We start from the raw sequence: 24,047 nt of genomic DNA, 5'->3' as shown, positions 1-24,047 counted from the left end.
GGAGGGAAATTTATGTTAAAAGAAATGATTCAACAAGATACATTTGACCAGGAACAAACACCAGCGATGTTGCAATTGGAGATGGGCACTGCTTCACATTCAGCCTTCTGCTTTGCTATGGCAGTTAATCATAACAACCATATGCAATTTGCAGTACTAGGTGCGAATGACAGTACATTAAAGTCATTCCGTGCTGCCATATCAATGGGAACCAGTCGTTTGTATTTTGGAGAAGGAAAAAAAGAAGAATTATATTACATATTAGATAAAAAAGTGAATGTAAATTCAAAAGGTCAGTTTGATTTTATTAACACACAAACAGCAAATAAGAAGAAGGCAATTATTGCATTTTCTAGAGAATTAGAAGAAAAGTATATTGTTGCAATTGATGAAGCACCAGAGATGCAAGTAAGAGTTTTCTTGATGGCTCCTCCGTATGGTCTTCCAATCTTAGAAGAATGGGCGAAACCAATTTACGAAGAGATGCTAACAAGAAAGCTATTACAACCATTAGATGTGTATTTTGATAAGAATGAATTTACTTCTCTATCTATTGCGCAGGTAGTGCTAAAAGCAGAGGATTGTAAAGAGTTTTTATCAGAAATGATACGCACTGGAAAATGTCAATTTCCACAAGAGGGTACAGGTAAAAAAATCAATGAAATTAATGATTTAAATGAATATCTATTGGAATATTCGCCTGTCATGCTTGATAAGGTAACAAAATTAGATGAGCCTTTACATCAACCGATGAAAGAACAAGCATTATCTCATTTTGATACATACAAAAGACCATTATTCCCTGTACAAGCACATGTAGCAACAGGAGCAGCAAAAGCACTACAAGTACAAAAAGGGATCATTATACAGGGGGAAATGTCGAGCGGCAAAAGTGCAATTATGACAGCGACAGTAGATGGATATTTCCATTTGACAGGACAAAAAGGATATCGTACTTGCGTATTTGTTCCACCAACTCTAACTGAGAAGTGGGCAAAAGAAGAAATACGACACTTAATACCAGACGCAGAAGTATATCTAATTAAACGTACAGAGGATTTAATTCGCATTCATCAATCCTGGATTCAGGCTGGAAGACCAAAACCAGAAAAACCAACCTATTTTGTTATTAGTTTTACAACAATGCGAGGGGACTCTATTAAACAGATGCCATTACCTTATAAGAAAATTGCACTTTCCAAGAAATCAGAGGAAGAGGTGCAAAAATATTATAAGAAGGGATACTACTGTCCAGATTGTGGTGCTAAGTTGCGTAAAAAAACGTCTTCAATTATGGTTCAACAAGCTAATGGTGAACAGAAAGAAGTCTGTCAGTATAAAGATTTTACAGGAAGTGACTTAGATTCGAAAACAAATAAAAACAGTGTATGTGCTGATTGTAATTCAAATATTTGGAGCCCAAAAGTAAAAACGAAATATGCAAGTTTTAAAGATTGGACCAAATATGAAAATAAATTAGTGCAAGCAATAAAAGAGGGAAATAAATCGCTGCAAAAACAACTAGAGTTAGAGAATCGTGTGAAGCCATATGATGCGAAGCAATCAGGACGAGCATATCGAAAGGTAGCTACTGTTGAGTATATTCGTAGAAAAATGAAACATTTTTTTGATGCTTTAATTTGTGACGAAGTCCACGAATTAAAAAGTGAAACAGCACAAGGAACTGCCTTAGGAAGTTTAGCAAAGGTTTGTAAGAAAGTTGTAGCTGGAACAGGTACATTATTTGGTGGCCGCGCAAGCGATGTATTCTATACGTTATGGCGTTTATTCCCTAAAAAAATGGTGAAAAGTGGTTTTGAATACAGTTCTTTCATGGAATGGAATGAAACCTACGGAAACATCGAGAGAACATATTACCATGAGGGTGAGGTCCCATCTAATATAGCTTCACGCGGAGCACAAGGTACATTAGATAAAACCAAGGTTGTACCTGGTATTTCACCTTATGTGTTTACCCAATTTTTAATGGATACAACCATTAATGTACGCTTTAAAGATGTATGGCCAAATCCTGTGGAACTAGTCAATGTCCCTACAATTCTTGTTGATATGTCTGAAGAGCAAAAGCAAGCCTATGAGCATATGAAAGAGTCGTTCGAAAAAGCAATCGAAGCAGCGAAAGGTACACCAGACGCTGGAAAACTGTGGCTTTCTTATATTCGTACAGGTAATGCATATCCAGACAATATGATCCATTATCCGAACTATTACTTAGATAATGCAGGAAAAGAACTGGTTTGGTCTAATGATACATTCAAATTTGATGAGGATTGTATACAGCCGAAGGAGAAGAAGTTGCAAGAAATATTGCATACTGAAATCTCTGAAGGCCGTCCAACCATCATTTATGTATCTGATACAGGATCTACAGTGAAAGAACGAGACGTTCAGCCTCGTTTACAAAAGGTCGCAGAGCAAGTACCTGGTGCGAAAGTAGCTATTCTTCGCACGAATACAGTTACTCCGCCAAAGCGCAGTGCATGGTTAAAAGAGCAAGTAAATAATGGTGTGAACGTAATCATTTGTTCGCAAGAATTGGTAAAGGTTGGTCTGGACTGTGCGACAAGAAGTCGCTAATAAATAGTGCTTCATTATGAAGTCACCTTAGTCATGAAAGGTGTTCCCGCTCGAAGCTGCTATCTGAGTAATCGGATTGTTGGGTTGCATGAGAGTTAAGTGTCCAACGGATAACGTTACACAGACGTTTGAAGGGGCTAGGGAAAGTTTGAGAATGTGTAAGCGTAAAGCTGAATCTTTGTAATCTTCGTCACCGACAACGAGTGTACTGTGATTGAATAAGCTCGTAGATGCAGATAGGAAAGGCTCGACGGTCAAAGAGTCGTATAATGACCCACAGATCTGCCGGAGTAAAGAAGGACACTTACCTTAAACGAATCTATTATTAGTGGAACTTGTTAAGCCCTATGAAGTCCTCATAAATCGTGTGAATCGTTTTAGCCGAGAACACTATGAATGAGGTAATCAAACCGTAAGGAGCGACTAATTCTTCAGAGGGTATAGGAGGTTGGAGAAAGCGAATGCCGCTATATCGAAAGATAGCAGGAAATCATAACTGAGCGGATAGTGTCTTTTGACATAACTTGAAAAAGTGCTGAATTCCAACTGGTCTTCAACACGAAAGAAAGCGGAAAGAGGAATCTTATCAAGGAGGAACATGTTATGAATACTGTCAATATGAAGTCGGCTGTTTCTCCACAGGTAACTCAATGGAACTCCATACAATGGAAGGAAATTGAAAACTATGTGAAGAAACTTCGACAACGAATCTATCGTGCCGAACAATTCGGTAATAAACGTAAGGTGAGAAAACTTCAACGTCTAATGTTGAGAAGTAAGGCAAATCTGTTATTAAGTATTAAGAGAGTAACGCAAATCAATCAAGGAAAACGCACTGCTGGAATTGATGGGATTACTACTAACACACCAGAGGATAGAGTTAAATTGTTCCATTTATTAAAAGGGTATAGTGTTAGAAATATTAAGGCATTTCCAGTGAAAAGAACTTATATTCCTAAGAAGAATGGAAAGAAAAGACCTTTAGGGATTCCAGTTATCAAAGATAGGATATTTCAAAATATGGTTAAAAATGCATTAGAACCTCAATGGGAATGTCGCTTTGAGTCTATGTCTTATGGATTTAGACCCAAACGAAGTGCTCATGATGCTATGGCAAACCTTTTCCTTAAATTAAGTAGAGGAACTAATAGAGCATGGATATTCGAAGGTGATTTTCAAGGTTGTTTTGATAACCTGAATCATGAGCATATTTTATCCTGTATAGAAGGTTTTCCTTACAGTAATGCAATTAACCAATGGTTAAACGCAGGATGTATAGATAATAAAACCTTCTACAAAACAGAAACTGGTACTCCACAAGGGGGAATTATTTCACCTTTATTAGCTAATATCGCTTTACGTGGAATGGAAAAGGAATTAGGAGTAAGATACCATTTCCCAAAAAGGGATGGAGCTATGTTATATCCCGATTCAATTGGGATAGTAAGATATGCAGATGACTTTGTTATAGCGTGTAATTCTAAAGAAGAAGCTGAAAGTATGTATGCTAAACTTCAACCTTATCTTGATAAAAGAGGGTTAAAATTGGCAGAGGAAAAAACCAGAGTAGTACACATCGCTGATGGTTTTGATTTCTTAGGCTTTAATTTTAGACAATATCCTACTAAAGAAGGTTCACAACTCTTCATCAAACCATCCAACCAAAGTGTCAAAAAAGCTAAAGAAAAGGTAAGCGAAATATTTAAATCTCATAGAGGACGTTCAATTGGACAATTAATCAGAAAACTGAATCCAGTTATAACGGGCATAGCAAATTACTGGTCACCTGTTGTAGCAAAAGTAATTTATGGCGACATTGACAACTATATTCATAAGAAGGTAATGCACCATCTTAAATATAAACATCACCGAAAAGGCGCTAGATGGATAAATAAGAAATATTTCCATCCAGATCATACAGGTGTTAGCCAAGATAAATGGTTACTAACGGACCCTGATAATCACAAAAATCAATTGATTCGTATGAGATGGACACCAATTGTAAGACATGTACTGATTAAGTACAAGAATAGTCCAGATGACGCTAATCTTAAAAATACTTTGCAAAAAGGGATGAAAAGATATTCAATAGGTTCAATACAAATTCCAAGAGAAAATTAGCGAAAAAAACTAAATATAAATGCAGAGTTTGCAACAACTCATTAGTTGGAGATGAACCACTTGAAAGTAATCACATTGTTCCTAGAGTTATAGGTGGAAAAGATGATTACGATAATCTTGAATTACTTCATTGTAGTTGTCATAAACAGCACCATGCCCTTTTAGAATGGTACGGGAACGGAAAACAGCTACCTAAAGTACAAGCTTATCTAAAATCTCAAAAGATACCTATTAACAGCAAAAAAGCAGTTAGAACAATGTTGAACACATTTAAAAAGTTTAAATACTAGATTGTTAAGGATAAAGGGAGGCTTGAGCCGTATGTGCTGAAAGGTACAAGTACGGTTCTTAGGGGAGAAAGAGGTGGTAACACCTCCGACTTACCCGACTATTGGCAACACCAACGCTCATTTTCTACCAGCTTTCATTTAGCTTATTTACGTTAAACCAAGCCGCAAGAAGACACTGGCGTATTGGACAAACTAAGCAATGTAGAACCTTTTATCTGGGCTACAAAGAAACATTCCAAGCTCAGATGGCACAGTTAATTGCTCAGAAGAATAAAGCTGCTGAAGCAATGAATGGTGATGCAACAAGCGATGGGCTGAATGCAATGCTTGGTGATACTGGAGATCTACAGACTTTATTAATTCAAAACATTAAGAGTGGAAATAAATTAAAAGGTTCAACAGAGGAATGGACAAAAGCAGCATCTGATGAATCGAAACGCGTCCTTGCAAACATCGGTAATGTCATTACACCTGTATTTGAATCAATTGAAATTCAATTTACGAATTGGGTGGAGAAATTACCAGAAACGATGGACGTAGCATTTATGAAAGAAGCTCAATTTGTACGAAGAGCTGTTGAATGTATTAAAAATGAGCAAGTACCTGGAGTTCGAATGAAGCAGAATGTACTTGAAATAGATGGAGAAATCGAAGATGTCATTCGAGCTTTAACAACACTGAATACTGATAAGCGTATGCTTGTGCAAAAACAGGATATCACATTCTGGGATTCAGTTATTGTAGAGGTGGGTTCTTCTAAAAAGAAAAGGAAACGAAAAAACAAAGTAATCGATGGACAGTTTGAGTTCGATTTATTTGGATGATCGAGAGGGGAATATTATGTTTACAAAAATTTTTATTGGTCTATTTTGTTATGTGTTTTTAGTAGTTCGTAATTCAAAGAAAAAATTTCTAATAGAAGAAGCCAAGAAAAAAGAAATGGAAAATAAACCGGTGGAACGCCCTGTTTATTGGTGCCCAAGAGAAAACAAGCCTATTGGAAGGGAACAAGAGCGTGTTACTGTTCCAACAAAAGAAATCACCTTAGAAAAGGATGTAGCAAGTATATATGATTTAGTTGCTACATCTGTTCATAAGAATCTGGGTGAGGAAGAGAGTAACAGGTTCAAAAATGAGGATATAGAAGAAGTGGAGTATGCTGAATCTTTTCATCATACTCCTACTCCTGAAGTTGTTTGTGATATTCCTTTTCCAAGTGATGAGGATATACCTGAAGAATTATTCGAATATGAGGACATGTATCCACAACCAGAATATGTTTCAATTCCACCGGAAACGGAACACGTTTTTCCTGTTCAACAAGGAGTAGCTGATGTTGAAGATATGGATTTTGTGAGGTGGACTGCAAAAGTAATAGAACAAGAACAAGGACTAACACGTGTCATAAATATGTCTAATAAAAAGCGTTATTGGATTCATACAGAGGGAGAGATATTACCGAAAAATCAATTACTGTATATGAAATTAGAGGTCGATTCACCTTATTCTTATACACTTGTTGAATGGAGTAATAGACAACTAGGGAATATATAATTCTATTTCCTAGTTGTATTTTCTTAGTTAAATAGCATGAAATACAGCATTTTTCCACTCATTTGTACAAGAATAAAACATTTTTTTATTTTTGTACAAATGAGTGGGACAGATTGATTCACCATATAAAGATATTCGACTATAATGAGACATTGTACGTCATTGTAATATTGAAATGTTTTGAGATTCAAGTGATTAACAGTCTTAAAACAGGGGAATTGAGAACTCTTCGTAATATTACAATGCTTAAAATAGATTAAATCCAAACATGAGGATTATATGAAGTGAAAAAATATTTTTGAGTTGAAAAAATAACAATTTTGAAAGGTGAATGTAAATGAATATTAATTCCATAAGTAACAATGTAGTAGAAAAATTAGAACAAACGGTGCGCTATGAAAAGAAACAAGTCCAGGTATTACGTGTAAGTAAAAGTAGTTCTAATATACACGCTTACATGATTTTTCCGGAATTCTCAGAGGTTAAAATTTCAAATACCGAACTGGACGAATATATAGAAAACCTGTCAACAAGCGTGAAGTATGTCATTGATCGCAAGTTGAGTCAACAAGAAATTGAAAAACAAAATCATTCTTTCATTATGACGTGTGAAGTAGAGGAAGATGGTGTGATAGATGATGAAACGATTCATTTTAATACGACGTATGTAAAACCACCAACAATTGCAAATAAAGTATTTAAGTTAGTGTTTGGATTAGGCAATCGCTTAGATAGCTTAAAAGAGTTACATATTACAGTATTAAATAATAATATTAATCGAATTGAAATTGAGTTTTACAATGAAAATGAAACATATGAGGCAGTAGAAAAAGAAGAAATTGCAAATGCAATTATGGGGGCATATACAAAAGCAAATATCTATTATGCAGCAGACCTTTATTATGCAGCAGAAGGAAATGAAATTAAATTAAAGAGCATCAAACCAAAATTAGCGGGTGATGTGTGATGAAACGAGAAAAAGGAATGATAGGAGTCTTATGCACGCTTGTTTTGATGATTTTATTACTTGTACCCTTACAAGCAGCTCAAGCTTCTGTAAAAGTAGATTTTAATGAGTTAAAAGGAAATGATGTTTCGTCATCATTTAAAGATGGACTAAACAATCGAACGAAAACAACAGAGAAAGATGATTCATTTGGATCATCAATATTATATAAACTAAGACCTAAGAGTACGATTATAGATGCAAATAATCGAATGTTTTTTTTCATAAATCGTTCTCCTTTTCAATTTATTAGTTACGGTGTATGTGTGGGTGTCCTGTCCACGTAATTCCAACTGTAACGCCTTTTCCTTTGTTAACAACAGCTAATGTAGCAGCTCCAAGTCCAACTGTAGCCGCAATTAATCCTAATGGGACTGAAGCTGGTATTGTTACATATCCAGCTGCTGCTAATTCGGCTGCAACCCAAATTGCTGCACTACCCCATGCCATTGCTTCAGCTAGTGATTGAGTTTCAGAATTACTTAATTTTAATCCGAATCCCCATCCATAAAAACCAGCTGAAGAAGATTGTAATTCTTTGAATTGACTTAGGTCATTATTAACATATGAATTTAGTGCTTGTGTTGTGGAAAGTTTTCCAGGGTTTCCTTGTTCATCTTTTTCTAGAGTGAAATATCCTTTTTTAATATATTCATTTTCTAAGTTTAATCCATTTAAGAACTTTTGATATTCCTCATTTGTTATACCAATTTCATCTGCTGTTGCATTAATATATAAAAGTCCTTCTGCATTTACTTTTACATATGGAGTAAATGTTTTTGTTGTGTTAAGTGTTTGATTAAATTGTTCGTTTGTTTGAATGGGAATAAATTTATTACTTTGATTTTCTTGTACTTGCTCTGTTTTTACTGCTGTTTGTTTTTCTGTTGCGGCTTGAGAAATGCTAGGCGATAGGCTACCAAGTAATAATGCACCACTTAAAACTGCTGAAATCTGTTTAACTTTCATTATAAAACCACCTTTTTATTGTAATTTGGAATATTTTAGATTCCTATTACATTGTAGTTCATATTTGAATATATTGTAATATTTTGCTATCGATTAGAATATTATGCTAGATTACCAAACCCTTACATATAATATTAATTATACAAAATATTGTGGTGGAAAGATTTTTTATATTCATAGAATCTCCTGCTTTTTTGAAATTATATATATTCATATTATCATGTTATTACACTAGGTTAAGTTTCGGGTAAGTTGATATATTGATTTCTGAATATTTTGTGTATATTATATACTGAGGTGCAACTAACAAATGATGTATTGTTTTAGTTGTGAATAAAGAGGATCAAAGTGTAATAGGTTTAGATATTTTTGGATAAGTGAGTATGTATCGTTTTTCATTTTCACCTAATAGGGACTAATAATGAGTGTAGGACGAGCGCACTCCCCTTGAGGTAAATTTCATTTTTTTAGCGAATTGCATAACGTAAGTATTATGCTATAATTGAATTAATCCAATACTAAAAAATCATATTGCAAAAGGACACACCTACGCAGAACCATAGCGTAGGTGTGTCCTTTTTTTGGTTAAGGAGGAAAAAGTTATGGGGAAAACGTTATTTATTGCAGAAAAACCAAAAGTGGCCAATGAAATTATGAAATCGCCACGTTTCCGACACTCACAAAAGTACATTGGTAGCAAACCTTATTACGGTTATTACGAAAATGATCATTATATTGTCAGTTGGTGCCGTGGACATTTACTGGAACTGAAAAATCCGGAAGAGATGGATCCAAAGTATAAAGTGTTTCAGTTAGAACATTTACCCTTAATTTTTCAACCATCGTATAAGGTGATACAAGAAAATGCAGAGCAACTTCAAATCCTTGTTAAACTGTTACAACGACCTGATGTTGACCATGCCGTGAATATTTGTGACGCGGACCGCGAGGGAGAGTTAATCTATAGGGAAGTGTACGAATACGCAGGTGTGAATAAAAAGCAATCTCGCGTATATAAATCCTCTTTTGAAGCTGTAGAATTCGAAGCAGCTCTCAATCGATTAGAAAGCGCGTCTAAGTATGATGGACTAGCTTATTCTGCTAAAGCAAGGCAGTATTTAGATTATCTATTAGGGATGAATATAACCAGGGGATGCACCACAAAATTAGCACAAAATAAATTCCTATTGGCATCTGGCCGTGTACAAATGTGTTTGCTACATGAGATCCGTCAACGTGAGTTAGCAATTGAAAACTATAAGGAACAGTCTTATTATCATCTGCAGCTAGTAACAAATTTAGGACTCACTCCAGTTATGAAAACAGAAGATCAGGTGTTAAACCCATTGCCATTAAGAAGTTTGGGAGAGAACCTAAAAGGTCAATATCTCACGGTGGAGGAATTTAAAGAGGGCACTAGGAAGCAAAATCCTAAATTGCTATACAACTTAACAGACTTGTACAAAGATGCCCATGCACAATTACAAATTAATGCTGAAACTGCAAAAAAATACATTCAGAACTTGTATGAAGAAGGTTTTATAACCTATCCACGCTCTTCGTCTAGGCATTTACCTACAGAACAAGTGGAACGAGTAAAAGGTGTTATGCAGGCGCTAGCTAAGAGTCGTTATTCTTTACTGGTACAATCCGTCGATATTGACGCCATTGATATAAAACACAAAACATTTGATGATGATCTTGTATCAAGCCATTTTGCCATTATACCGACGACTAAACAATATCAAGAGGAAGGTCGTCCAGAGATTGAACAACAACTATACAGTCTCGTGGTAAAACGTTTTGTGGGCAATTTCATGCGTCCTGCAGTGTACCTGGTAAGAGATGTATCCCTTATTGATGCAATGGGAAATACCTATCAAATAAAAGAAAGTGTGCTTCGAGAAAAAGGTTTCCTAGAAGTGTTCCAAGAGGAAGTAGAGGAAGAAAGTGTGGAAACATTTAAAGTTCCTATCCTGCAGAAAGGACAAGAACTTCAAATCTATGATTTTGAGTTGCTGGAATCCAAAACAAAGAAACCTGCTCTACACACAGAAAGCTCAATTCTTACTTTCATGGAAACGGCTGGTCGTAAAATTGATGATGAACATTTAAAAGAGCTAATGAAAGGAAAACGAATTGGAACCGTAGCAACAGAAGCGGCTTTTATTCCGGCTTTACACGAGAAGAATTTTATAGACATTGAAAAGGGGAAAATTATAACAACTCCAATTGGCCGTGCCTTTATTGAACAATTTCCCGTTCAGCAAATTAAAGATCCGTTGTACACAGCAGAAATGGAAGGTATGATATATCGTATTGAAAAGAATGAAATGAGTTTTAAAGAATACATTGCACAAACAAATGCGTTTGTACAAAAAATAACACAAGAGACTATAAGAATTCCTGACACAGTTTCGTATAATCTAATAGAGATCTGGAAGAAACAAATAGAAGTATGCCAATGCCCTTGTGGAAATGGTATAATTTTAGATAGAGGGAAATTTTTCGGGTGTAGTAATCATCCGAATTGTAATATTGGATTACCTAAGAAAATTAAGGACAAAACAATCCCTGCAGTACAAGTAAAAAAACTATTTGAAGAGAATAAAACGGACATTATAAAAGGATTTAAATCTAATGGTAAAGAATTTTCTGCGTATCTAGCATTCGTTAATGGTGAAGTCAGCTTTAATTTGCCTTCAGTTGAAGAATTATCGCTAGGTCAGTGTCCAAAGTGTCAAAATGGACACATTTTAAAACGTGATACGTTTTTTGGGTGTTCAGAATATAAAAGCGGATGTAATTTTGCGATATCTGCTAAAATTAAAGAAAAGAAATTATCTGATAGCCAGATTAAGAAATTATTGAAGAATCGCGTTACTGACTTCATTCATGGTTTTAAAGGAGAGTACGGAGAATTCACTGCAGCTATCCGATTAAAAGAAGATCTTAGCATTTGTTTTGAACGTCCAACAACGGATGATCGTACTATAGGGAAATGTCCTTTGTGCCAAGGAAGGGTAATTGTAGGGAAAACCACTTATTTATGTGAGCATTATAAAAAGCCTTGCGCATTCATTGTGTCTGGAACCATTTTGAAAAAGAAAATAACTAGTGCGCAAGTAAAAAAGTTATTAGAGAAGAATATGACCGATACAATCTCAGGATTTGAAAGTAAGAAAACCGGAGAAAAATTCGATGCAAAATTAACCTATGATGTACAAAAACAACGTATTACATTTATAACGAATAAAAAGAAATAATATCATAAAATCTTAAATTTCATATATAAAATTAATAAGAACTATGATATGATAAAAGTAACAAAATACTTCTAAAACTATCTTGCAAAAGGACACACCTACGCATACATATGCCATAGGTGTGTCCTTTTTTATTTGTTCAAAAAAGGAGAGGTCGATATGTTTCAGCGCTTTGCAGGTGGAGAGATGACATTATCCATACCTTCATCAATTGAAGATGAGATACGTAAATACAGAAGAGTGAACCATATGAAAGAGATAGAAAACATATGGTCCGGTCAAGATTCAGCTGGCCCTTTATTAAATGGTGAAATATTACGCGATATACGAAAAAGATTAGAAATGGGTAAATTGCAATTACATAACAAAGAGAAAGTTGAAATATTGCAACTTATTAATGCTATCTTACTACTAGCACACTCGGTAAAAGTGGAGTATTGGAATATAGGATATTTTTGTATGGTTTCCGCTAATGAAGAACAGTTACATGAGGAAGAGAAGACAACTGTTTTAGAAATGCTTATTAACTACGAAGGGGTATTATATCCTACATTATCTGAAGAATATAGGTACCAGGAACTCACTGCACTTGAGTGTTGTACAGAGAAAGAGCATATGGAATATGAATATTTTATTACTAAGTATTGGAAAGTAAACTACGCAGGGAAAATGGAGATGGGTAATCTATGAAAATCAAAGTGGAGTGCTTATTATGATTAAGTTTTTAAAAAAAGTAAGTATAGTTTCTTCCTGCATTGTGATGTTAACAGCATGCAGCAGTTCCGCGCAAACAAAAAATGATTCGAGACCTCCCCAAGCAGTACAAAAAGGAATACAACAGCACGTAGAAGGGAAAGGTATTGTTGATATTCCAGAAACTTATAAGGGGAAATTAAAAGGCTTAGAGACTGTTAAAGGGAAGGTATTACATATTAAAGACGGAGATACGATAGACGTAAACGTAAAGGGGCAGAAACAGACGGTAAGATTACTGTTATTAGATACCCCTGAGTCTGTATCTCAGAAAATCCCACCACAAAAGATGGGAAAAAAAGCTTCTTCCTTTTTAAAGAAACAGCTAGATGGGAAAAGTGTAACTTTGGTTTAGGATCGGGGACAAAAAGAAGACAAATAAGGTAGGAAATTGGCTTATGTATTTTGTGATGGAATACACATCAACGAAATAATGGTCAAATCGGGTTATGGGATTATAGCCTATATTTCTAGACCTAATACTACATTGCTACCAGAAATGCTAGAAGCAGAAAAAGAAGCAAAAGAAACAAGGGCTGGCGTGTGGAACATTAAAGGATTTGTAGATGAAAAGAACCGGCATTATAACCGTAATGATGCAGCTTAATATCAATACTTATTCAAAAAGGAGGTCCATAAATGAATGGAAACAAAAGAAACATGCTCTTATCTTTTTTTATTTCAACTTTCTTTATTTTTTTGAGTCTCTTGCCGTTTAGTAGTAATGAATATGTATATGTTATTTCAAAAATCGGGGCTGCAGCTGGTGTAATAAATATTGTGATGATGAGCGTATTCTTATATTTTCAGAGCAAAAAAACGAGACATCTCTTGAGTTAATATGGTACAAATACCAGTTTTCCTTACTCATACGTAAAAGCAAAGAGTAAGGAAAACTGAAAGGGGAAGTTGAAGATGAGTCAAATACCGGGGTTCTTGAAGTTTGTTTTAGCAAAGGAAAGACGATATGTATATTTGGTTGTAGCAGAAAAGAAAAATAAACGAGTGAAAACACATGTTGTATATGGATTCGGTCCACTAGAAAAAGCATTAGAAACTATGTATGGAATGCGTGATGATTTTGAGAATCGCTTTCCACCAGATTTAAAAGGTAAGGGATATGACTGGGAAGATTTAAATGATTGGATACTATCCATAGAAACAGGCTATTCCAAATACGGAAATAAGTTAGTTACATTCTAAATAGAAAAGTGAGGTAGTATCACATGCTTGATACGAAATCTTTAGAACCGTATTTTCGTTTTTCTAATTCACCAGGTATTCAGTATATCGGAACTTATTGTCCAGATTATTCTAAAGATAAAAATAAACATGCAAAAGATTTTTTACAAAAACTCATAGATTGCCTTTCGCATGTTGAAACGGCATACAGCCATGAAATTATATTGAGATTTTTACAGGATGAAACATATCAACGAGAGATGCTATCACATGAGAATTTTCAGTCCGCATTCGATGAACAAGCAAAAGATTCTATTATTCATGTGCTAGTAAATGAGTCTAAAATAATAGAAACAGTAAGTACTAGAATGAAGCAGTTAATAAACCGGGTACGAAAGCCGATGGATCCTGATAAGTATGTTTTACTAGATTTCATTCAAAAGGCAAGTACATATTTTGTACCGATAGACGATGGACATATGTTTGATTCTATGACTAAAAGCGGATTAATAGGATTTTTGCTCGGACAAGAGTGGATATTTGGTTTTGGAGAGATGGACGAGTTTGAATGGACGCCTTTTATCCACATTCAATTCTCAGGGCATATAGTGCCATATAAGGAGTTATTCGTCTATTTACCAAAAAAAGATTTTATAAACCTAAAAGGAATTGAACTAGAAAAGTATGTAAGTAAAAGATTTTTTGATATGGCAAACCATAACACTACTTTTGAAGTAGATTTCATGAATATGGAACATCGAAAACAAATTGAAGCATATATGCTTGAGAAAAGTGTATAGCATGCAGTGTAAATCGTGTGAGGAGAATCTAAAATGGAATTGATTCGTAAGTACCACATTGCCATTGCTTGGATAATAGCTACTAGCGCAATGTTAATTAGTTTGTTTTTTAGTGAATGGATGAAGCTGCCGCCATGTGATTTGTACTGGTATCAAAGGATGGCCATGTATCCATTAGTATTAATATTGGGGATAGGAATGTACAGAAAAGATCCGAACGTCAGCACGTATGCATTCCCATTTGCGTGTATCGGTTTAATGTTATCTGTATATCAAATTACAATTCAAACGTTTCCAGCTAGTGAGATGAAGATATGTTCAGTAGGAGTTTCTTGTACAGAAGATTACCTGAATTTATTTGGTTTCATCTCGATACCTATGCTATCTTTTGTTGGGTTTTTAGCTATAATCGTACTTCTGTATATAAAACCAAACAGTAAATTAAATCGGAGTAAAACAGATCGCTAAACAAGAGAGATTTACATGTAAGTCTAATTAAATGCATTAAAAACTTAATTTAAAAATAAAAAATATGAAAAGGAAGATAACAAAAATGAAAACACTACAAGTAAATAATGAAATGAACAAAATTCCAGAGGCAGATGTAGAATTACTTAAGATCATGGCTCACCCAGTTAGACTACAAATTGTAAAAGAGTTAGAACATCGTAAGATTTGTAATGTAACACAGTTAACGGAGCTATTAAATATACCTCAATCTACCGTATCTCAGCATCTTTCAAAAATGCGCGGAAAAATTCTTCGTGCAGAAAGAAAAGGATTGGAGATGTACTACCATGTTGCGAATACTAAAGCATGCCAAATTGTCGGAGTATTAGGTCTGTAATTCTACCTCGAGAAAGAGTATTGTTAAATATAGCTGCAACAGCTGCAGAATGATAAGTTTACAAGCTTAGGGTGTAGTCCTTCTAATGATGGAGGAGCTGACTGTGGTGGAAAGTTGATATAAGAGTTACTAAAAAAGAGTGCAGAACATGTCTGCATTCTTTTTTATTGTGCCTTAGCTACAATAGATAAAGTATTTAAGTATTTGTAATAAAGATAGGTGTATACATCTATCAACTTAGATTTAGGATAATTTCTCCATTTTTCAAGCAAAGAGAATATTTAGTTTATCTATTTGTATAGTGAGAATTAAAGTTTAGAATATTATGTGTCAATATTATCAATTTACTATAGTTTACAATTATGTAAAAATAGAACTGATTATAATTTTCCGTAAATAGTAGATTTAAAGCTATCATAAGGTAATGTGAGCATTTATAGCCTGCTTATAAACGGTGACTGGGGATACAGATTGGGATCAAGTACTGATAGAATTTATCAAACGAAATGAGGTGACTGTAACTTGAGAGAAATTGCGAAAAAAGTACAAATGATACGTTTACAGGAGGAGCATTTTGGGCGTAGGGCAGACGTAGAACAGTATTCTGCCAAGCGATGTAAAATAGAACGAGAGAGTTTTAAATTAGAAAAAAATAGAGTTAAAAAACGAACTCAAAAATTTCAAACAACAGAAGAAAAATGGGACACAAAATGTAAAAAAGCAGTACAATTATTTAATCAAGGACAGGAATATCCAGCTATTGCAAAAAAACTGAGGTGCAATGTGAGTAGTTTGTATAGAGAACTTAAGAAACGGGGCGCATTACAAATACCAAAGCAGGTAGCAACATCTAAATCATTAAAATCACCCATAACATCTACACAAACAAAAAAACGAATTTCGAACGATATAAAGAATATTATATGTATAAATAGAAGAATTCATGGCTATAAATCTATACTTGATTCTTTAGTATTAACAAGCTCAGATTATAAAGGGTACAATGAAAAAATGCATATTTAGCAGCGAATCTTCTTATAATATTAATAGAACATCTTTTTATTTTTTTAGGATATTTATTCTCTGATGATAACATCCAACAAATATTGAAGATTATTACCTGTTGCTTACATCAAGAAAATATTCATAAAACTAAATCCCGACTTATATTTGTTGAGTGGTTGGTTAAGAAGAGGGTTCTTTTGCAAATGTTATAATAAGAATAATTTGTCTAAAGTAAAAGAATCCCCAGGTTATAAAGGATTCTTTTAGAAGGGTTAGAGAGCTGTTGTTACTTGTCTTATATTCATTTTACGTACAATAGCGAGAATATTCAATCTGATTTTATGTTTCTCAATATATTTCGTTCGTTTTTATATTATAATATAGTTAATTCTTTTTATTTATGTATATCTAGCTATATCTCTTTCTGAGGTGAATCCTTTTACTAAGGATTCCTTTTTTATTGCTTCATATATTAATATAATTTAAATAAATTTTGAAATGTAGTAAATTAATAATGAAATACTGGGGTTCATGATAGTCTATACAGCAACTGTTGAAATCGCTTGCTTATAAAGGAATTGTTGTTTTCCATTGCTGGAGATCAACACTGAAAATTTATCCACTGCAATAATGATTCCAGGTATTCTAACTCCGTTGATTAGAAAAATATTTACTACTCTTTTTTCTTCAATTAATTTTTTATAAAAATTGTCTTGTGAATACATTATTAGCATCCTCATCTCTATAAATAGTCTAATCTTTTTAAATTCTTTTTATGAATGTAATGGTGTAATTATAACATTTTTATGGAGATTCTTATAAAATATAAAAGCCCTCACAATGAAGTGAAGACCTTTGTTTATTTATCATCCGCCAGTATGGCCGTGAGCATATTGTACGATTTTATCCTCGCTAAGAGCTTTCTGTGTATAAGTTCCATTGCTAGCGTTAAACATAAACGTGAATACGGCTGTTAATCCAATTAAGCTAGACATTACTTTTTTCATTTTAAAGCCTCCATTTCAAAGTTTTGTTCTTCTGCTTGATGGCTAAGATAAAAATAATCGCTTGCTTTTGAACGGTTATTTTCTTGGTGGAATAAAACTGCTAGTTTTTTAGCGTATTCCTGTACGTACTCATGTAGGTTTTCTCTTTCAAAATAAGAGATTCCTGTTTTAATTGTCTTCTCTAATTCGTCAGCAGAGACCTTTTGATTTAATTTTTCTAAAATTAAAAAGTGATGTTCGTATTCTTCATTCTTTAGCTCTTTACAAATCTCTAAGCCTTTCACTATAAGATTAGAAGTTTCTTTGGACTCACCGATTTTCATATGCTCCCTAGCTTTAATAAAAAATTGCTTTATAATCTTTAGGGAGTTCTTGTATTACTTCAGAGAGGTATCGTATTGCTAGTTCAGATAAATTTTGACCTGAATACATTAAACCTAAGTTATGGCGTACAAACGTGATATTCTTTTCTTCACCAGATTTTTTGAATGTATTAATAGCTGTAATGAAATGTTCTTCAGCTTCCTCAAATTGTTTTAAATGAGTACAAGCTAATCCGATTAAATTATCACATAATCCAATATTAGTTTCATATCCTGCATGCTTTTTAAAGATATCCTTTGCTTTGGTAGCTTCTTTGATTGCTGCAAGCGGTTTATAAATATGATAATGGAAAGTTGATAATTTAAAACGGAATTCAGCATGTTCAATTTCATCGGGAATGTGTTTTAAGAGTAATTCAGCTTGATTATAATGTTCTTTTGCACTTGTAAAATTACCTGTAATATTTGAATGAATAGCTTTAAAGAAGTGGTAGTAGTATTGTAAAAACTGATCTGCAGGTACATCCAATGAATCTACTTTATCAAAACTATCTTTTGCAATACTTAAACTATCAAGCATATATTGATGACGAAAGTCTAAAAGAGCATAGTATAAAAGTAGGTTTTGATCTTCTTCAATGTTGTGTATTTTTTGATCAATGTCAAGTTTTAATTTATGTGCCTTTCCTACATGTCTGGCACGTATCTCTATATACCAGTCATTTAACATTTTGGTAACTTGCTCATTCCCCTTTACTGAAACAATCATTATATATTCCCCCATCCTATAGAAGTATGCTAATGTTATATATTACCATTGTAGCAAAATCTCTTTTGTATTTAACTATTTAATATTTATTTTTCGATAAAATTCAGAAAAATATGTCAATTAAAGCGTCCTACTTATATTTAAATCATAATTCTCGCTTTAATAATTCACGCAAACGTGATATAGTTGAAGTGAGTCGGTTGTATCACGTTTGCGTGAAAGGAGAATGGAATAATATGAAAGCAGAACGAATTTTTGAGGGTACTAGTGCAGATGGTATATGGAACAAGGCTATATTTAAAGTAAAAGAAGGAATCTATTATTATATATCTGAGAATAGTACGATTGAGGTAACTGACCATGAGTATCTAAATGTAAAAGTGTTAGAAGAAGTCCAGCAGGGAGAGGATCATAATTTATTTGCGGTAAAAGGAGACGAAAGAGACATGCTGCAGCAGTTAGAGATGGATGGATTTAATTTTGAAGATGTAGAATGGGGAGAGCTTAATTTATTGGATAACGAAATTATGAGTAGTACGGATGCAATAGAAGAATGGGGAATTGAATCATCGACATTACGTAAAAGAATAAATGATTTCCCAAAAGGCTCAATCCGTAAAATTGGCACGACATATGCTGTGACTCGATTTGGAATGCGCTGTGTTTTTGGTTCGAAAAAGAAATAAGTAAAAATAAAATAGGGGAGGTAGCGTTCAATGAAGAATCACACAAGGAATTCTAAGGGGCAATTACTACAAACCAATAAGAAGAAATGGTCTCACCTAAAGCAAAAACAGCGTGAAATCATATCAAATTGGCTGAGAGAGGCTTATATAGAAAAGATTAAGGTTCATAACCGTAGATTGAAACCGAGAGAACATGAGGACGTTTTAGAAAGTGTTACGAGTAAAATCTATGATCGTGAAATTTGGATTCCGGATTACGAAGTCGAAAAGTATTACAAAGGAAAAATAAATAAATGGTATAACAAACATATTTCATTGGAAGAAAAAAATGAAAAGGAGGAGAAAATATGAAACATAGTATTGGAAATGTTAGTACTTCATATATAATCCGTCTAATTTTAAATGATTTAGACACATTTATTACAGCAGGAAAAAGGGAATTTAATTTCTGCTCAGAATCCGAAGTATCCTCTGTGGAGGATACTTCGGATTGGTTAGAGTGGTTTAATGATTATCCGCAAGGTATATCACCAGATGAATTAAAAGAAATTGAAAGGGAAATAGGAGAATTGATGGGGAGTATGTTTATATGGTCTCATCATACCGAAGAAAGATAAGCGTCGTACTAACATCTAATAAACCCAATTTTATTATAATACGAAATATTAATTTATGTTATTTAGAAAACGAAGAAATAAAAGGGGGAAAATAAAGTCAAGTTAGAGATTGATAAGTTTATTAGTGAAGTTTGAGATTCTTATATTGTATAAAAAATCATTATGAATGATATAAATTAACAACCCTTTTAGATTGTTAATTAAATTTCTTTTATTCATAGGACTATATTAGCGCCCAAATTACGTTGTTAACTTTTGAAAGGAAAGAATTTTTGGCTTTAATTAAGTTTGTAGTATAATTATACATATCATTATAATTATTTCAAGAGAACTGATAGACTTAAAATAATCATGAATAAAAAGTTATCGTTTTATTAAAAATCAAATTATTAAATTGATTTTTAATTTGGGTAATTCTAAAATTCAAGAAGATAATGGAGATAATGTTAATATGAAAGTTAAGAAAAAATATATTTTCAAAAAAAAATTTTGGTTATTCTTAGTTATTTGTGGATTAGTTCTTTTAGGAGTAAGTTACTGGTTTCTTTCTCCAGTCCCAAGAGTATATATAATCAATAAAGCATTTGAAAAAAATTTAGGAAATAATGTTCAACCTAATGACTATAAAAATAATTTAAAACAAGTAAAAATTGTTAAAGATATCAACTATAGTTCTGAATTTCCAAATGGTAGTTTAGATATTATTTCTCCTACTAAATCTATTAAAGAAAAACCTATTATTTTTTGGATGCATGGTGGTGGTTTTATAGGAGGAGATAAATCACAAATTACAACATATGGGGTAGAACTAGCTGCTCATGGTTATACTGTTGTGAGTATCAACTATGCTCTTGCGCCTAAGAAAAATTACCCCACTCCTTTGTTACAGTTGGGTGAAGCCTATGAATTTATAAAAAAACATAAAAATAAATATGACTTGGAGCTAAATAATGTGTATTTTGCAGGGGATTCTGCTGGAGCGCAAATATCTGCTCAATTTGTTACCATTCAAACCTCCCCGGAGTATGCAAAATTAATGGGAATTAAGGCTGTTGTAGAACCTTCTATATTAAAAGGTGTATTACTGTTTTGCGGCCCATATGATGTATCTTCAATAGCTAAAATGGAAACAACTAAAGAGATAGAGCATTTTTTGGAAACTATCGGTTGGGCTTACATGGGTAAAAGAGATTGGAAGAATACCCCTGATACGAAATTAGCTTCAATTTTAAACCATGTTACAGAAGATTACCCACCATCATTTATCACAGATGGAAATACGTTATCTTTTGAAAGTCAGGGAAAAGCATTAGTATCTAATTTAAGGAGTAAGAGAGTGCCAGTAGATAGCCTTTTTTTTAACAAGGAAGTTTTTGGTATTGTAACGCATGAATATCAATTTCAAATGAATACTCTACCAGCGGAAAAAGCTTTTCAAAAAGTTCTAGAATTTTTGAATAAATATAAATAATATAGTATCATACCAATTAATATAGATAACGGATTAAAATTATGTTAATAATTTCGTATTATATATCTGATCTTAAGTATAACAATTGCAATCAGATAAATATAACAAATTGTTACAAGACATGATATATTGTATGAAAAATATATTAATAATTAGCTAAGGAAAAATAGAAAAGAGGGCTTCAGTTTAGAAGTCCTCTTTGTTTTTCTGCTTCTAGATTTAATAGATTAAATATTAATATTTATGGACTTAACGCATGGTAGTTGTGGGATTAATTGATATTCAACGCTCTCTCAAAAGTTTGGGATATACTGTGAAAGCTTAAAGAACTATGACAATAGTAGCCAATGTTTCTAAAATAATAACTTTCTTAATTTATTTTTCTTTAAAATATCTATCTGCCAGTCTTATTTTATAGATTTTCAGATTATTAATAAAATAAACAGCGGAATCATCTTAAACTTAGTGAATGGGATTACGATTGTTGTCTTTGAAGAAGAAGGAAGCGTCATCATAAGGGATTAATAGATGATGGATACATTAGAAAGATAGAAAATCTCTAATTTCATATTTAATGAATCCTAATATATTTATATAATGTTTTCCACTTAAGGGTTATTATGTAAATAAAAAATTATTATTCTTAGAATTTCTACATACTTGATCTGACAATAATGAAATAAGGTCTACTCATTCATTTGGAGTAGACCTTATAATTATGTGTATCTTAGTAAATATCTTATAAGTATTTAAGTAATTGGATAATTTCCTTTTTAAATTCAGGGGTTGCTAGTTTTAATAAAGAAGGAACTTCTCTAAAGTGTCTTACAAGAGCTCTATTAATCTTAGTTGAGTAATCTTTTTTCTCCCCTGTGAGTATGTTTACAATGTCTTTTTTCAGTGAGGAACTCACTTTTCCCCATAAAACTTCTGATTCTTCTTTGTGTTTATCAATAAATATTTTTACGTGATTAATAAAGGAATCATCTTTATGCTGAATAGCATTCTGTAACTGTGTAATTGTCATGTTTTCCGCCTGAAGTGACGGATTCATAGTTACTTGATTCGTATTCTCAGCAGCATTTACACTCGTTGCGAAAACTCCAAGGCCACTACATCCAATCAAACTTGCCAACGCAATTCCTGTACATTGTTTTACAAATGATTTTGGTTTTCTTGCTTTCATAATAAATCTGCCTCCTATATTAATAGTTTGCCTTACAGGTAAATGTTACCATATAAAAGAATGGGGGGATAAACATAATTGTTACAATATAAATAAATATTGCGATTTTAAATTTTTGTAAAAATATTATTTTAATTGCTACATTATAAAATTGAAGGGCTGTAAATTAGGCTGAACCTGCAATAATTAGCAAGTTAATTTCTTCCGCTTTGGCTTGAAGACTTGTTAATAAATTAAATTAATATTTTAAAAAATTTCATATTCTAGTACCTTTTGATGATAAATAAGCATTATTCACAATGTGTTTTTTGGAAATTGAATTTAATTGTTATACTCTGTATTTTTTAATTATAGTCGAAATTGTAATAGGTAGGAGTAACACAGCCAAGGCATTATAATAAAAATTCAGTTTATCTTATATAGTATGTTAGTTATTGTAAGTTATAGGAGGGATGAGATTTTATTTATGTTTACTTGGTCTCATTAAGTTTCTTTATATAACATTGCTTTTTCCAGCGTAGGTGTATCCACGCTAGTGATATAAGTAGTATCAGTAAAGATAACATATCCTGTGAAGGGGATTTTTTCTTGATTCTCAATTGATGAGATAAAAGTAGAGTTTATTTAGATTCGCAAAAGCTAGTATGGAGCCAAAATCAAATCTACATTCTACTGCAAAAGTTGTAAGCATAACAAATCTTTCTAGTTTTCATTTGTTTATTCTTACATATTCATAGTTCTATTGGTATAGAGAAGGTCTATATTTAATAATTTTCTAACGTATATACTAAAATTATGTATAATGGGCGTAATATAATAAGTATTTATGTTTAACTTAATAAAGTAAAGTATTCAATTTTGCTATTACTATGTGATAATATGCCCTCCCAAAAATTTAAACAATCTGATATTTTATTAGTAAAGAGAATGATTTCTATTTTCTTTTTTATGTAAATAAGGCATTTTCACATAAAGGAAATGCCTTATTTATACTTACATTCTAAATGGAGATTATTAAATAGAACGAGATTTGTTTAGTATATAAGATATAAAAATAAGTCATTAAGTTGTGAATATCTATAATACAAAAAGCTTTGGTTTTTCTTTACGGAAAATACCCATTAAACCACTAATTAATAGTAAAGTACCCGGTAATAGGTAGAAGAGAGAGATACATATAAAACCTCCAATGGCGGCTGTGGTCATTAGAATTCCACCAATCTTAGCCTTGAATTTAACAATTACACAACCAATAATTCCAATAGCAGATATAAAAATGGAACCTAAATTAAATCCAAACAGTCCATTTATACTCTCCGTTTTTAGAGTGGAACTCATATTATCAATAAATAAAGCAAAAACTGAAAACAAGATGCCAAAGGTTCCACCGAGAAGTCCTAATATAAATTCTGTTGTTCTCTTCAAAATAAACGCTCCTTAAAAAGTAATTTTATGTTTAGAGTGATAAAGAAATTTTATATTAGTTGATAAAAAGCTAAGCTAGCCTCTTTCTAAAATTTTATTGAGATATCTGTTCGGAATAATATCAAATACTTCGGTAAGAATTTGATGATACTCTTCTTCGGTTATAGCTTGT

Annotated in this window: 20 protein-coding genes and 6 pseudogenes; 20 read left to right on the top strand and 6 right to left on the bottom strand. The window is 32.8% G+C overall.

Annotated elements, in window-relative coordinates:
- The first annotated feature begins 12 nt into the window (after positions 1-12).
- The 7 genes and pseudogenes from MR169_RS17230 to MR169_RS17200 form a co-directional block, all read left to right on the top strand.
- Positions 13-2,598 (top strand): DEAD/DEAH box helicase, encoded by a 2,586-nt coding sequence (locus MR169_RS17230; RefSeq protein ID WP_242319723.1) that lies wholly within the window; start codon positions 13-15, stop codon positions 2,596-2,598.
- A 603-nt stretch (positions 2,599-3,201) separates the two neighbouring features.
- Complete coding sequence (gene ltrA / locus MR169_RS17225) at positions 3,202-4,719, top strand: group II intron reverse transcriptase/maturase (protein WP_242319722.1); 1,518 nt, start codon at positions 3,202-3,204, stop codon at positions 4,717-4,719.
- Entirely contained in the window at positions 4,680-5,009 is a 330-nt protein-coding gene (locus MR169_RS28350) for an HNH endonuclease signature motif containing protein (RefSeq protein WP_347408024.1), read from the top strand. The genes ltrA and MR169_RS28350 overlap by 40 nt, the downstream gene beginning before the upstream one ends.
- Positions 5,010-5,107: 98 nt before the next feature.
- Positions 5,108-5,833 (top strand): annotated as a pseudogene (locus MR169_RS17215) (hypothetical protein); the annotation flags it as partial.
- Between the two features lie 16 nt (positions 5,834-5,849).
- Positions 5,850-6,563, top strand: a complete 714-nt coding sequence (locus tag MR169_RS17210) for a transposase (protein WP_097855852.1) — start codon at positions 5,850-5,852, stop codon at positions 6,561-6,563.
- 337 nt (positions 6,564-6,900) lie between these two features.
- Positions 6,901-7,530, top strand: a complete 630-nt coding sequence (locus MR169_RS17205; RefSeq protein ID WP_242319721.1) for a hypothetical protein — start codon at positions 6,901-6,903, stop codon at positions 7,528-7,530.
- Positions 7,530-7,745: pseudogene (locus MR169_RS17200) on the top strand (hypothetical protein); the annotation flags it as partial. The gene MR169_RS17205 and the pseudogene MR169_RS17200, both read left to right, overlap by 1 nt.
- Before the next feature lie 73 nt (positions 7,746-7,818).
- Here the strand turns inward: MR169_RS17200 and MR169_RS17195 are convergent.
- Positions 7,819-8,538: a hypothetical protein gene (locus MR169_RS17195; protein WP_242319720.1), complete on the bottom strand. Its 720-nt coding sequence runs from the start codon at positions 8,536-8,538 to the stop codon at positions 7,819-7,821.
- A gap of 602 nt (positions 8,539-9,140) precedes the next feature.
- On the opposite strand from MR169_RS17195, the gene MR169_RS17190 reads away from it, so the two are divergent.
- The 9 genes and pseudogenes from MR169_RS17190 (at position 9,141) to MR169_RS17150 (ending at position 16,321) form a co-directional block, all read left to right on the top strand.
- On the top strand, positions 9,141-11,804 hold the full coding sequence (locus tag MR169_RS17190) for a type IA DNA topoisomerase (protein WP_242319719.1): 2,664 nt from the start codon (positions 9,141-9,143) through the stop codon (positions 11,802-11,804).
- A 159-nt stretch (positions 11,805-11,963) separates the two neighbouring features.
- Positions 11,964-12,494 (top strand): hypothetical protein, encoded by a 531-nt coding sequence (locus tag MR169_RS17185; RefSeq protein WP_242319718.1) that lies wholly within the window; start codon positions 11,964-11,966, stop codon positions 12,492-12,494.
- Between the two features lie 22 nt (positions 12,495-12,516).
- A pseudogene (locus tag MR169_RS17180) lies at positions 12,517-13,164 on the top strand (thermonuclease family protein).
- Positions 13,165-13,196: 32 nt separating this feature from the next.
- Positions 13,197-13,397, top strand: a complete 201-nt coding sequence (locus MR169_RS17175; protein ID WP_001014125.1) for a hypothetical protein — start codon at positions 13,197-13,199, stop codon at positions 13,395-13,397.
- 75 nt (positions 13,398-13,472) lie between these two features.
- Entirely contained in the window at positions 13,473-13,760 is a 288-nt protein-coding gene (locus MR169_RS17170; protein WP_016078682.1) for a hypothetical protein, read from the top strand.
- 23 nt (positions 13,761-13,783) lie between these two features.
- On the top strand, positions 13,784-14,539 hold the full coding sequence (locus tag MR169_RS17165; RefSeq protein ID WP_242319716.1) for a hypothetical protein: 756 nt from the start codon (positions 13,784-13,786) through the stop codon (positions 14,537-14,539).
- A 33-nt stretch (positions 14,540-14,572) separates the two neighbouring features.
- Positions 14,573-15,007 (top strand): disulfide oxidoreductase, encoded by a 435-nt coding sequence (locus MR169_RS17160; protein WP_044798422.1) that lies wholly within the window; start codon positions 14,573-14,575, stop codon positions 15,005-15,007.
- Between the two features lie 85 nt (positions 15,008-15,092).
- Positions 15,093-15,386 carry an ArsR/SmtB family transcription factor gene (locus tag MR169_RS17155; protein WP_044798423.1) on the top strand — a complete coding sequence of 98 codons (294 nt, stop codon included), beginning with the start codon at positions 15,093-15,095 and terminating at the stop codon, positions 15,384-15,386.
- Between the two features lie 522 nt (positions 15,387-15,908).
- Positions 15,909-16,321: pseudogene (locus tag MR169_RS17150) on the top strand (hypothetical protein).
- A 609-nt stretch (positions 16,322-16,930) separates the two neighbouring features.
- Here the strand turns inward: MR169_RS17150 and hfq are convergent.
- The 3 genes and pseudogenes from hfq to MR169_RS17135 form a co-directional block, all read right to left on the bottom strand.
- Positions 16,931-17,116: an RNA chaperone Hfq gene (gene hfq / locus MR169_RS17145; RefSeq protein ID WP_044798425.1), complete on the bottom strand. Its 186-nt coding sequence runs from the start codon at positions 17,114-17,116 to the stop codon at positions 16,931-16,933.
- Between the two features lie 141 nt (positions 17,117-17,257).
- A complete protein-coding gene (locus MR169_RS17140; protein WP_242319714.1) occupies positions 17,258-17,398 on the bottom strand; it encodes a hypothetical protein in 141 nt (46 codons plus the stop codon).
- A pseudogene (locus tag MR169_RS17135) lies at positions 17,395-18,490 on the bottom strand (response regulator aspartate phosphatase). The gene MR169_RS17140 and the pseudogene MR169_RS17135 overlap by 4 nt, the downstream one beginning before the upstream one ends.
- Before the next feature lie 236 nt (positions 18,491-18,726).
- Here MR169_RS17135 and MR169_RS17130 point away from each other — a divergent pair.
- The 4 genes and pseudogenes from MR169_RS17130 to MR169_RS17115 all read left to right on the top strand — a co-directional run bounded on the left by MR169_RS17130 (position 18,727) and on the right by MR169_RS17115 (position 21,264).
- Positions 18,727-19,176 (top strand): helix-turn-helix domain-containing protein, encoded by a 450-nt coding sequence (locus MR169_RS17130; RefSeq protein WP_044798427.1) that lies wholly within the window; start codon positions 18,727-18,729, stop codon positions 19,174-19,176.
- A gap of 30 nt (positions 19,177-19,206) precedes the next feature.
- Complete coding sequence (locus tag MR169_RS17125) at positions 19,207-19,527, top strand: hypothetical protein (RefSeq protein WP_044798428.1); 321 nt, start codon at positions 19,207-19,209, stop codon at positions 19,525-19,527.
- Positions 19,524-19,790 (top strand): annotated as a pseudogene (locus tag MR169_RS17120) (hypothetical protein); the annotation flags it as partial. The gene MR169_RS17125 and the pseudogene MR169_RS17120, both read left to right, overlap by 4 nt.
- Before the next feature lie 454 nt (positions 19,791-20,244).
- Positions 20,245-21,264, top strand: a complete 1,020-nt coding sequence (locus tag MR169_RS17115; protein WP_242319713.1) for an alpha/beta hydrolase — start codon at positions 20,245-20,247, stop codon at positions 21,262-21,264.
- 739 nt (positions 21,265-22,003) lie between these two features.
- Here MR169_RS17115 and MR169_RS17110 read toward each other — a convergent pair.
- Entirely contained in the window at positions 22,004-22,450 is a 447-nt protein-coding gene (locus MR169_RS17110; protein WP_242319712.1) for a hypothetical protein, read from the bottom strand.
- 1,077 nt (positions 22,451-23,527) lie between these two features.
- The gene (locus tag MR169_RS17105; protein WP_044798431.1) at positions 23,528-23,875 is read right to left on the bottom strand and encodes a DUF4064 domain-containing protein; all 348 of its coding nucleotides are present in this window, start codon (positions 23,873-23,875) and stop codon (positions 23,528-23,530) included.
- Positions 23,876-24,047: the final 172 nt, after the last annotated feature.

It is taken from the genome of Bacillus cereus group sp. BfR-BA-01349, from assembly GCF_022663795.1.
GTDB lineage: Bacteria > Bacillota > Bacilli > Bacillales > Bacillaceae_G > Bacillus_A > Bacillus_A cereus.
Note: the sequence above shows the minus strand (reverse complement) of the source record. Positions and strands in the feature narration are given on the sequence as shown.

Bases quoted from the DNA above. Each gene is read 5' to 3' on its own strand.
- MR169_RS17110 (WP_242319712.1), bottom strand. From the start codon at position 22,450: ATGAAAGCAAGAAAACCAAAATCATTTGTAAAACAATGTACAGGAATT.
- MR169_RS17115 (WP_242319713.1), top strand. From the start codon at position 20,245: ATGAAAGTTAAGAAAAAATATATTTTCAAAAAAAAATTTTGGTTATTC.
- MR169_RS17160 (WP_044798422.1), top strand. From the start codon at position 14,573: ATGGAATTGATTCGTAAGTACCACATTGCCATTGCTTGGATAATAGCT.
- MR169_RS17190 (WP_242319719.1), top strand. From the start codon at position 9,141: ATGGGGAAAACGTTATTTATTGCAGAAAAACCAAAAGTGGCCAATGAA.
- MR169_RS17210 (WP_097855852.1), top strand. From the start codon at position 5,850: ATGTTTACAAAAATTTTTATTGGTCTATTTTGTTATGTGTTTTTAGTA.
- MR169_RS17125 (WP_044798428.1), top strand. From the start codon at position 19,207: ATGAAGAATCACACAAGGAATTCTAAGGGGCAATTACTACAAACCAAT.
- MR169_RS17165 (WP_242319716.1), top strand. From the start codon at position 13,784: ATGCTTGATACGAAATCTTTAGAACCGTATTTTCGTTTTTCTAATTCA.
- ltrA (WP_242319722.1), top strand. From the start codon at position 3,202: ATGAATACTGTCAATATGAAGTCGGCTGTTTCTCCACAGGTAACTCAA.
- MR169_RS17170 (WP_016078682.1), top strand. From the start codon at position 13,473: ATGAGTCAAATACCGGGGTTCTTGAAGTTTGTTTTAGCAAAGGAAAGA.
- hfq (WP_044798425.1), bottom strand. From the start codon at position 17,116: ATGTATTCACAAGACAATTTTTATAAAAAATTAATTGAAGAAAAAAGA.
- MR169_RS17185 (WP_242319718.1), top strand. From the start codon at position 11,964: ATGTTTCAGCGCTTTGCAGGTGGAGAGATGACATTATCCATACCTTCA.
- MR169_RS17205 (WP_242319721.1), top strand. From the start codon at position 6,901: ATGAATATTAATTCCATAAGTAACAATGTAGTAGAAAAATTAGAACAA.
- MR169_RS17230 (WP_242319723.1), top strand. From the start codon at position 13: ATGTTAAAAGAAATGATTCAACAAGATACATTTGACCAGGAACAAACA.
- MR169_RS17130 (WP_044798427.1), top strand. From the start codon at position 18,727: ATGAAAGCAGAACGAATTTTTGAGGGTACTAGTGCAGATGGTATATGG.
- MR169_RS17140 (WP_242319714.1), bottom strand. From the start codon at position 17,398: ATGAAAAAAGTAATGTCTAGCTTAATTGGATTAACAGCCGTATTCACG.
- MR169_RS17175 (WP_001014125.1), top strand. From the start codon at position 13,197: ATGAATGGAAACAAAAGAAACATGCTCTTATCTTTTTTTATTTCAACT.
- MR169_RS17195 (WP_242319720.1), bottom strand. From the start codon at position 8,538: ATGAAAGTTAAACAGATTTCAGCAGTTTTAAGTGGTGCATTATTACTT.
- MR169_RS17155 (WP_044798423.1), top strand. From the start codon at position 15,093: ATGAAAACACTACAAGTAAATAATGAAATGAACAAAATTCCAGAGGCA.